Raw genomic sequence first — 10202 nt, 5'->3', positions numbered from 1 at the left:
GGGCGCGGGCGCCGGGGGCGCGTCGCCGGCCGCCGCGGTGACCGGCGGCCACGCGAACGGCTCGGCGTCGGGCTCGTCGGTGCCGTCCGCGGCGTCCTGCGGCGCGTCGGCGGGGTCGGCGGGCTCGTCCGCCGGCGCGGCCTCGAGCGCGTCGCGCCGTCCGTCCTCGACCGGCTCCGCGGCCGGCACGGGCTCCGCGACGGGCTCCGCCCGCACGACGGTCTCCGGCTCCGCGACGGGTTCCGGCTCCACCACGGGCTCCGGCTCCGCGGCCGGCACCGGCCGGACGGCACCGCCGTCGTCGACGAGCTCGTCCTCCGACGGCTCCCCGGTCGCGGGCGCGTCGCTCTCGACGACCTCGCCCGGCGCGACCACGTGGCGGCGCGGGTACCCGGCCTGCGCCTGCGTCGCGGACGCCGTCGCGACCGGGACGGGCGTCGCGGCGTGGACCACCGGTGCCGCGTCGGACGCCGGTGCCGCGGCGTCCTCGGTCACGCGCACCCGCACCCGCGAGGCGCGCACGACGCCGCTCACGATCGGCAGCGCGGGGCCGCGCCCGGCGCCCGTCACGCGGACCGTCACCTCGTCGGCGGACCCGACGGCACGCTCCGACCACGACACGACGTCGGGCGCGGAGAGCACCTCGGCGCGCGTGCCGCGCACCACCTCGACCTCGACGTCGCCCCGCAGCGCGGTCTGCACCGCCCCGGAGGTCAGGTCGACGGCGGCGAACGGGTGCAGCCCGCCGATGCCGTGGCGCACGAGCGCGTCGAGCTGGGCGCCGAGCCCGCCGCCGCGCTCGGGTGCGGACGCCCAGACGTCGCGGACGACCTCGGGCGGGGTGCTCGGCGCGAGCAGCAGCACGACGCCGCCCGCGACGACGGCGTACCAGTCGCCGGGGGTGTACTCGGGAACGGTCACCGAGAGTCCTCCTGGTGGCTCCGGGGTCGCGGGATGGTGGCCCCGTCGACCGTCTCGTCCCATGTCCTATCGGCACCCTCGGCCCCGAAGGCAAGCCATCCGGCGGTCCCGTCCTCGGGGACCTCGACGTCGACCACGACCGCGGTGGCGTTGTCGCGGCCGCCGGCCTCCACCGCGCGGCGCACGAGCTCGGCCGCCGCGGCACCGCTGCCGGGGGTCGTGGCCAGCACGTCCGCGATCTGCTCCGGGGAGAGCTCGCCGCTCACGCCGTCGGAGCACACCAGCATGCGGTCGCCCGGCCGCGCGGGCAGCGTCCAGTAGTCCGGCTCCGGGTCGGCGCCCGTGCCGAGGGCGCGGGTCAGGACGTGGCGCTCGGGGTGCCGCTCCGCGGCGGCGCGCGTGAGCGAGCCCGAGTCCACGAGCTCCTGGACGACGGAGTGGTCCACGGTGAGCTGGGCGAGCTCGTCGTCCGCCCAGCGGTACACGCGGGAGTCGCCGACGTTGAAGACCAGCCAGTGCGCGGTGCCCTCGTGGTCGCCGAGCGCGACGCCGGAGACGGTCGTGCCGCCCTCGCGGCGCTCGAACGTCGCGCGGATGCGCTGCGCGGCGCGCCGGAAGCAGGCGTGCAGGTCGGCCGGGTCGACGGCGCTCAGCCCCGCGAGGCGGGCGAACTCCTCGACGGCCAGCCGGCTGGCGACGTCGCCGGCCTCGTGCCCGCCCATGCCGTCGGCGACCAGGAACACCGGAGGGTGCGCGAGCAGCGCGTCCTCGTTCAGCGTCCGCACGCGCCCCCTGTCGGAGGCCGAGCCCCACGTCGTCCGCACCTGCACTCCCCTCGGTTCGGTCGGACACCATCCTGCCGGTACTTCACCACCACCCGGTCACCCCCTAGATGCCGAGCTGGTACACCCCCCAGTACGCGAGCACCACCAGCAGGGCCACGCAGGCCGCGCACGTGCCCCAGAGCACGACGTGACCGACCACCCCGCGCGCCAGCGGCTGCCCCGAGAGCCGGAGCTGCCGCAGCCGCACGGCCACCGCCGACCCCGCCAGCACCGCCGCGAGCCCGAGCACCCGGACGACCACCCAGCCGCCCTGCACCACCCAGCCGTTGCGCTCGTACCCGAGGGCGAGCCGTGCGACCGCCACCAGGTACCAGACCAGCGCCACGACCGTACCGACGGACGCGGCCGACAGCATCGCGAGCCGTCGCGCGAGCACCCGGTCGCGCCCCGGCTCGGCCGGCAGACCCCGCACGCGGCGCACGCCGACGACGGCCCACCGGCCGACCGGCAGGAGCACCACCAGCCCGACCGCCCCGAGCACCAGGAACACGAGGACGTCCCCGTCGCCGAGCCACCGCGGCTGCGGGACGGGCGCCGCCCAGTAGAGCTGCTCGGGCTGCGCGCCGGCGACGCGCGGCCAGGTGCTGCTCGTCCCGGGCAGGCCCTGCACCCAGCCGGTGAGGTCCCGCAGGAACGTCGGCGAGACGTCGCCGTCCACCCGGATGCCGTGGTCCGCCCCGCGGTAGTACCGGACGGTGTACGCGGTGTTCCCGGCGATGGCGACGTCGCGGATGATCTGCTCGGCACCCTGCACCACGGGCATCGACGCGTCCGCGGTCCCGTAGACCACCAGCACCGGCTGCGTCATGCGGCGCTGGTAGGGCGCGACGTCGAAGTCCGCGTAGTCCAGGCCGCCGCCGGGCAGCGACATACCGACGGCCCGCGGGATCGCCCGGAACACCTGCTGCGGCACGCCGGTGTTGCGCAGGTAGGAGTCGACCGCGAACGCCGCCTGCTGCCGGGGTGGCACCACCGGGGCGGAGACGAGCACGACGAAGGAGATCGCGGGCTGCTCCGCCGCCATGACGGGCGCGATCCACGCGCCCTCGCTCTCCGCGTAGACGCCCACCCGGCCGGGGTCGACGCCCTGGACGGTGCGCAGCAGGTCGACGGAGCGCAGGTAGTCCTGGGCCATCGCCACGTAGTCGCGGTGCCGCAGCGTGTACGTGTCCAGGCGCTTGTCCGGCACCAGCGTCGCGACGCCGGCCTCCGCGAGCGCCTGCGCCTGGTCGACGAACGCGTCCGTGAACCGGCCGGTGCCCGCTCCGTGGACGAACACCACGCCGGGCACCTCGTCCCCCGCGCCGACGGGCAGCAGCAGGCGGGCCTCGACGGTCGCCCCGTCCAGCTCGACGTCCACCACCGACGACCGCACCTCGTACGGGCCGGTCCGCGGCGCCCCGGGGATCGCGGTGTCGGTGGCCTGCACCGTGAGCGGGTCGGTCATCGGGACCGGCGTCCACTGCGGGCCCATGAGGGCGCCGAGCACCGCGAGGACGATCGCCCCCACGACGGCTCCGCCCGCGGTCCGGTAACGCACGTCCCGAGTATCCCCGACGCGCCCGGCGCCCCGGGACCCGTCGGAGCCCGCCGCGGGAACCGTCGCGGCGTCCTCCCCGCCGCCCGCCGGGCCGCCGCCGCTCAGAAGCCCAGCCGCCCGAGCTGCTTCGGGTCGCGCTGCCAGTCCTTCGCGACCTTCACGTGCAGGTCCAGGTACACCCGCGAGCCCAGCAGCGCCTCGATGCCGCGCCGCGCCCGGGTGCCGACCTCCCGCAGCCGCGAGCCCCCGCGGCCGATGACGATCGCCTTCTGGCTGTCGCGCTCGACGAACAGGTGCACGCGGACGTCGAGCAGCGGCGGCTCCCCCGCGGCGACCTCGCGCGGCACGATCTCCTCGACCACGACGGCCAGCGAGTGCGGCAGCTCGTCGCGCACGCCCTCGAGCGCCGCCTCGCGCACCAGCTCGGCGACCATCACGGCCTCGGGCTCGTCGGTCAGCTCGCCCTCCGGGTACAGCGCCGGCCCCTCGGGCAGGTGGCCGATCAGCACCTGCTCGACCACGTCGACCTGGTAGCCCGACTCCGCCGACACCGGGACGACGTCGGCCCAGTCGCCCAGCGCCGACACGGCCAGCAGGTGCTCCGCGAGCCGCTGCTTGCCGACCAGGTCCGCCTTCGTGGCGATCGCGACCACCGGCGTGCGACGGCCCAGCGCCGCGAGCTGCTCCGCGATGAACCGGTCGCCCGGGCCGACCTTCTGGTCCGACGGCAGGCAGAACCCGACGACGTCGACCTCGGTCAGCGTGTCGCGCACCAGGTCGTTCAGCCGCTCGCCCAGCAGCGTGCGCGGGCGGTGCAGCCCCGGCGTGTCCACGAGCACGAGCTGCGCGTCCGGGCGGTGCACGATGCCGCGGATCGTGTGCCGGGTGGTCTGCGGCCGCCCGGACGTGATCGCGACCTTCTGGCCGACGAGGGCGTTGGTCAGGGTCGACTTGCCGGCGTTGGGGCGCCCGACGAGGCAGGCGAAGCCGGAGCGGTGGGTCACGGGGGTCTCCGTCACTGGTCCGTGGGGTGGGTCTCGCGCGTGGCGCGCTCGGCGGCGCGCTCGCCGGCGGGCTCGGCGTCGTCGTCCTGCGGCTCGGGCGCCCGCGACACCAGCACGCGGGCGACGCGCTTGCGGCGGCCCTCCGTGCCCTGGGCGACCAGGCGCAGGCCGTGGATCTCGCCCGCCGACCCCGGGATGGGGATCTTGCCGAGCGCCTTCGCGAGCAGCCCGCCCGCGGTGTCGACGTCGTCGTCCTCCACCTCGAGCCCGAACAGCTCGCCCAGGTCGTCCTTCGCCATGCGGGCGGGGACGAGGTACGCGCCGCCGCCGAGGTCCTCGACCTGCGGGGCGGACGGGTCGTGCTCGTCGGTCAGCTCGCCGACGATCTCCTCGATCGCGTCCTCGATGGTCACCAGGCCGGCGATGCCGCCGTACTCGTCGACGACCATCGCGAGGTGCGAGGCCCCCGCCTGGAGCTCGCGCAGCAGCTCGTCGACCGGCTTGGACTCGGGCACGAACACCGCGGGCCGCACGAGGGAGACCGCCGGGGCCTCCGCGGCCTCCGGGTCGTCCTGCAGCCGCCGCACCAGGTCCTTGAGGTAGAGCACGCCGCGCAGGTCGTCCACCTGCTCGCCGACGACCGGCACCCGGGAGTACCCCGACCGGAGCAGCAACGACAGGACCTTGCGCAGCGGGGTGGACTCACCGGTCGTGACCATGTCGGTCCGCGGCACCATGACCTCGCGGGTCAGCGTGTCCCCGAGGCCCAGCACGGAGCGCACCATGGCCCGCTCGTCGGTGTCGATGGCCGGCGAGTCCCCGACGCGCTCGACCATCTCCCGCAGGCCGTCCTCGTCCAGGTCGGCGCCCGCGGACGGCGCGACGCGGACCAGCGGCCCGGCGACGGCGCGCACCGCCACCAGCAGCCGCGACGTGAAGGCCAGCACCTGGCGCGGGTGGCGGTGGCCGAGCGAGCGCGGGCTGATCCGCGCGAGCACGACGGTCAGGAACGCGCACGCCAGCACCGCGATGACCAGCTCGAGCGACCACTGCAGGTCGGACGCCGCGATCGCGAGCGTCAGGCAGACGGCCGCGAGCATCTCGCACAGCAGCCGCACCACGCCCGCGGAGCCGGCGACCGCCACGCGGTCCTCCGCGAGCCTCCGGACGCGCTCCGCCGCGGGGTGGCGGGCGGCGAGCAGGTCCGCGACCGCCGAGCGGCCGATGCGCAGCACTGCGGCCTCGCCGGCGGACAGCACCGCGGCGACGAGGACGGCCGCGACGGTCAGCGTCGCCAGCAGACCGACGGGGACCGTGCTCATCGTCCGGCGAGGAACGTCAGCAGCAGCTGGCGCTGCAGGCCGAACATCTCCTTCTCCTCCTCCGGCTCCGCGTGGTCGTACCCGAGCAGGTGCAGGATCCCGTGCGTCGTCAGCAGCAGCAGCTCCTCGACCGTGGAGTGCCCGGCGGCGCGCGCCTGCTCGACGGCCACCTCGGGGCACAGCACGACGTCACCGAGCAGCCCCGGCGGTGTCGGGTCGTCCGCGCGGCCCGGGCGCAGCTCGTCCATCGGGAACGACAGCACGTCCGTGGGGCCGGGCTCGTCCATCCACTTCACGTGCAGGTCCGTCATCACGTCCGTGCCGACGAACAGGATCGACAGGTCCGTCTGCGGGTGCACGTGCATCTGGTCGAGCACGAACCGCGCGAGCGCGGCGAACTCCGCCTCGTCGACCTCGTGGCCGGACTCGTTGTTGACCTCGATGCTCATGTGCGGTTCGTGTCCCAGCGTGCGTAGGCGTCGATGATGTCGCTGACCAGGCGGTGGCGGACGACGTCGGAGGAGCTCAGCCGGCAGAACGCGACGTCGTCCACGTCCGCCAGGATCGACTCGACCACCCGCAGGCCGGAGGTCGTGCCCGACGGCAGGTCGACCTGCGTCACGTCGCCGGTCACCACGACCTTCGACCCGAAGCCGAGCCGGGTCAGGAACATCTTCATCTGCTCGGCCGAGGTGTTCTGCGCCTCGTCCAGGATGATGAAGGAGTCGTTGAGCGTCCGGCCGCGCATGTACGCCAGCGGCGCCACCTCGATCGTCCCGGCCTCCATCAGCCGCGGGATCGAGTCCGGGTCCACCATGTCGTGCAGCGCGTCGTACAGCGGCCGCAGGTACGGGTCGATCTTCTCGCTGAGGGTGCCCGGCAGGAACCCGAGCCGCTCCCCCGCCTCGACCGCCGGGCGCGTCAGGACGATGCGGTTGACCTGCCGTGCCTGCAGCGCCTGCACGGCCTTCGCCATCGCGAGGTACGTCTTGCCGGTGCCCGCCGGCCCGATGCCGAACGTGATCGTGTTGCGGTCGATCGCGTCGACGTACTCCTTCTGCCCCGACGTCTTCGGCCGGATCGTCCGGCCGCGGGTCGACAGGATGTTGAACGTCAGCACGTCCGCCGGCCGCGTCGTCGTGCCCGCCGTGAGCATCGCGACCGAGCGCGTCACCACGTCCGGGGTCAGCGGCGTGCCGCCGGCGGCCATCTCCACGAGCTCGTCCACGAGGCGCGCCACCAGCGCGACGTCACCCGCCGGGCCCGCGAGCGTGACCTCGTTGCCGCGCACGTGGACGTCGACAGTGCGGAAGCCCTGCTCGACCGCGCGCAGGACCTGGTCGTCCATGCCCAGCAGCTCCACCATGGACACGCTGGACGGGATGGTGATCCGGTGCTCCACCCGGGCGGCGCCGGGGAGCGACCGTTCGGGGCGGTCGGGTGTGGTCTCAGCCATGTGCTCGGCTCGCGCCGGCGCTCCGTTCGGTGAGGGACGTGCTTACCGGTGCCAGTCTACCGACCCCTCGCGGCCCCGGCTCTGCCGACGCCGCGACGACACGCGGCACGACCACGTCGAGGGCCGATGGTCCCTTCTCCTGGAGCGACCGGCGGAGGGACACTCGCCGGAGGCGGGGGCAACGGCGCTCCCCCGGACGTCGTACGCGGAGGTACACGTGGCCAGCTATGTCCAGGACTTCTCCGAGGGTGACAAGGACCAGAAGGACCTGCTCGGCGGCAAGGGTGCGAACCTGGCCGAGATGACCCGGCTGGGACTGCCGGTGCCACCGGGCTTCACCATCACGACCGACGCCTGCCGGGCGTTCATGCGCACCGGGCACCTGCCGGCCGAGCTGCGTGTCGAGGTCACGATGGCCGTGCGCCGGCTGGAGGACGCGCTGGGCCGCGGGTTCGGCGACTTCCACGACCCGCTGCTGGTGTCCGTGCGCTCCGGGGCGAAGTTCTCCATGCCGGGGATGATGGAGACGGTGCTCAACGTCGGGCTGAACGACGCGTCCGTCGTCGGCCTCGCGGAGTTCTCCGGCGACGAGCGGTTCGCGTGGGACTCCTACCGGCGGCTCATCCAGATGTTCGGCAAGACGGTGCTGGACATCGACGGCGAGCTGTTCGCGGACACGCTCGACAAGGCGAAGGCCGCCAAGGGCGTGCACGACGACGTCGACCTGGACGCGACCGACCTGCGGCACCTCGTCGACTCGTTCAAGGAGATCGTCCGCACCGAGTCCGGCCGCGAGTTCCCGCAGCACCCGCGCGAGCAGCTCGACCTCGCGATCGTCGCCGTGCTGCGGTCCTGGAACACCGACCGCGCCCGCCTGTACCGCCGCCGCGAGCGCATCCCGGACGACCTGGGCACGGCGGTCAACGTGTGCTCGATGGTGTTCGGCAACCTCGGCCCGACGTCCGGGACGGGTGTGGCGTTCACGCGCGACCCCGCGACCGGGCACACGGGTGACTACGGCGACTACCTGGTCAACGCCCAGGGCGAGGACGTCGTCGCGGGCATCCGCAACACGCTGAGCCTCGCGGAGATGGAGGAGGTCGACCCGCAGTCGTACGCCGACCTGCGCCAGGCCATGCGGCGGCTCGAGACGCACTACCGCGACCTGTGCGACGTGGAGTTCACGGTCGAGCGCGGCAAGCTCTGGATGCTCCAGACGCGCGTCGGCAAGCGCACGGCGCCGGCCGCGTTCCGGATCGCCACCCAGCTGGTCGACGAGCACCTCATCACGATGGACGAGGCGCTGGCCCGGGTCAGCGGCGCCCAGCTCTCGCAGCTGATGTTCCCGCAGTTCGACTCGACCGCGGAGCGCACCCTGCTCACCAAGGGCATGGCGGCCTCCCCCGGCGCGGCGGTCGGGCACGCCGTGTTCGACTCGGCCACGGCCCAGGAGCGGGCCGCGCACGGCGAGGACGTCGTGCTGGTGCGGCGCGAGACCAACCCGGACGACCTCGGCGGCATGATCGCGGCGGTCGGCGTGCTGACCGCGCGCGGCGGCAAGACGTCGCACGCGGCCGTCGTCGCGCGCGGCATGGGCCGCACCTGCGTGGTCGGGGCGGACGAGCTGGTGATCGACCCGGTGGCCCGCACGATGACCGCCCGCGGCCACGTGGTCTCCGAGGGCGACACGATCGCGATCGACGGGTCCACGGGCGAGGTCTACCTCGGGGCGGTCCCCGTCGTGCCGTCGCCCGTCAGCACCTACCTGGAGTCCGGCCTGGACGCCGCGCTCGCCCAAGCCGGCGACGACGACCAGACCGCCGACCTGGTGCGCGCGGTCGACCGCGTCCTCACGCACGCCGACACCACGCGCCGGCTGCGGGTGCACGCGAACGCCGACACCGCCGAGGACGCCCGCCGGGCGCGGTCCCTGGGCGCGCAGGGCATCGGGCTGTGCCGCACCGAGCACATGTTCCTCGGCGAGCGCCGCGTCCTGGTGGAGCGGGTCGTGCTCGCGGAGGACGACGACGAGCGGCAGGCCGCCCTCGACGCGCTGCTGCCGCTGCAGCGGGCGGACTTCGCGGCGCTGCTCGAGGAGATGGACGGGCTGCCGACGACGATCCGGCTGATCGACCCGCCGCTGCACGAGTTCCTCCCCGACCTCACCGAGCTGTCCGTCAAGGTCGCCCTGGCCGAGGAGCGCGGCGAGGTCGACCCGGCGGACGTGAAGCTGCTCGCGGCGGTCCGCCGGATGCACGAGGCGAACCCGATGCTCGGCCTGCGCGGCGTCCGCCTCGGGCTCGTGGTGCCGGGGCTGTTCGCGCTGCAGATCCGGGCGGTCTGCGAGGCCACCGCCGACCGGCTCGAGGCCGGCGGCACCCCGCACGCCGAGATCATGGTCCCGCTGGTCGGGTCCGTGATGGAGCTGCACCTGGTCCGCGACGAGGCGCTGCGGATCATGGCGGAGGTCGGCGAGGCCCGCGGCGTCACGCTCGACCTGCCGGTGGGGGCGATGATCGAGCTGCCCCGCGCCGCGCTCACCGCCGACCGGATCGCGGAGGTGGCGCAGTTCTTCTCGTTCGGCACCAACGACCTCACGCAGACCACGTGGGGCTTCTCCCGGGACGACGTGGAGGGGGCGTTCTTCCCCGAGTACCTCGAGAACGGGGTGCTGACCATCTCCCCGTTCGAGACCATCGACACGAAGGGCGTCGGGCGCCTCGTGCGCATCGCGGTGGAGGAGGGCCGGGCCACCCGACCGGACCTCACCGTCGGGGTGTGCGGCGAGCACGGCGGTGACCCGGAGTCGATCCGGTTCTTCGACGCGGCCGGGCTGGACTACGTGTCCTGCTCGCCGTTCCGGGTGCCGGTCGCGCGGCTCGAGGCCGGCAGGGCCGCGATCCAGGGTCCCGACACCGACGTCCGCTGAGGGGACGACCGCGCCGCCGCCGCCCCGGTTGGGACACCGGGACGGCGGCCCCGCGGCGTCCGTGCCCCCGCGCCCGCGCCCGCGCGCTGTCCCGCACCTGCGCGCGCTCACCCACACACGCGCGCTCTCACCCGCGCGCTCTCTCCCGCACCCGCGCGCTCTCTCTCCCGCATGCGCTTGCCCAG

7 protein-coding genes and 1 pseudogene are annotated in these 10202 nt (G+C 74.7%); 1 reads left to right on the top strand and 7 read right to left on the bottom strand.

Features of this window, described 5'->3' with window-relative positions:
• From AAHH18_RS07355 to AAHH18_RS07325, 7 genes and pseudogenes are all read right to left on the bottom strand, one after another.
• A pseudogene (locus AAHH18_RS07355) lies at nucleotides 1-921 on the bottom strand (hypothetical protein); the annotation flags it as partial.
• Nucleotides 918-1745 (bottom strand): PP2C family protein-serine/threonine phosphatase, encoded by an 828-nt coding sequence (locus AAHH18_RS07350; RefSeq protein WP_283319901.1) that lies wholly within the window; start codon nucleotides 1743-1745, stop codon nucleotides 918-920. The pseudogene AAHH18_RS07355 and the gene AAHH18_RS07350, both read right to left, overlap by 4 nt.
• A 64-nt stretch (nucleotides 1746-1809) precedes the next feature.
• Nucleotides 1810-3306: an alpha/beta hydrolase family protein gene (locus AAHH18_RS07345; protein ID WP_343301157.1), complete on the bottom strand. Its 1497-nt coding sequence runs from the start codon at nucleotides 3304-3306 to the stop codon at nucleotides 1810-1812.
• A gap of 101 nt (nucleotides 3307-3407) precedes the next feature.
• Nucleotides 3408-4310: a GTPase Era gene (gene era, locus AAHH18_RS07340; RefSeq protein ID WP_343301156.1), complete on the bottom strand. Its 903-nt coding sequence runs from the start codon at nucleotides 4308-4310 to the stop codon at nucleotides 3408-3410.
• Nucleotides 4311-4321: 11 nt separating this feature from the next.
• Nucleotides 4322-5632: a hemolysin family protein gene (locus AAHH18_RS07335; RefSeq protein ID WP_343301155.1), complete on the bottom strand. Its 1311-nt coding sequence runs from the start codon at nucleotides 5630-5632 to the stop codon at nucleotides 4322-4324.
• Nucleotides 5629-6081: an rRNA maturation RNase YbeY gene (gene ybeY / locus AAHH18_RS07330; protein ID WP_222169812.1), complete on the bottom strand. Its 453-nt coding sequence runs from the start codon at nucleotides 6079-6081 to the stop codon at nucleotides 5629-5631. The genes AAHH18_RS07335 and ybeY overlap by 4 nt, the downstream gene beginning before the upstream one ends.
• Entirely contained in the window at nucleotides 6078-7088 is a 1011-nt protein-coding gene (locus AAHH18_RS07325) for a PhoH family protein (protein WP_222169813.1), read from the bottom strand. The genes ybeY and AAHH18_RS07325 overlap by 4 nt, the downstream gene beginning before the upstream one ends.
• 217 nt (nucleotides 7089-7305) lie before the next feature.
• Between AAHH18_RS07325 and ppdK the strand changes: the two genes are divergently transcribed.
• Entirely contained in the window at nucleotides 7306-10017 is a 2712-nt protein-coding gene (gene ppdK / locus AAHH18_RS07320; RefSeq protein ID WP_343301154.1) for a pyruvate, phosphate dikinase, read from the top strand.
• The last annotated feature ends 185 nt before the right edge of the window (nucleotides 10018-10202 follow it).

This window comes from Cellulomonas olei (assembly GCF_039548315.1).
Taxonomy (GTDB): domain Bacteria; phylum Actinomycetota; class Actinomycetes; order Actinomycetales; family Cellulomonadaceae; genus Cellulomonas.
Note: the sequence above shows the minus strand (reverse complement) of the source record. Positions and strands in the feature narration are given on the sequence as shown.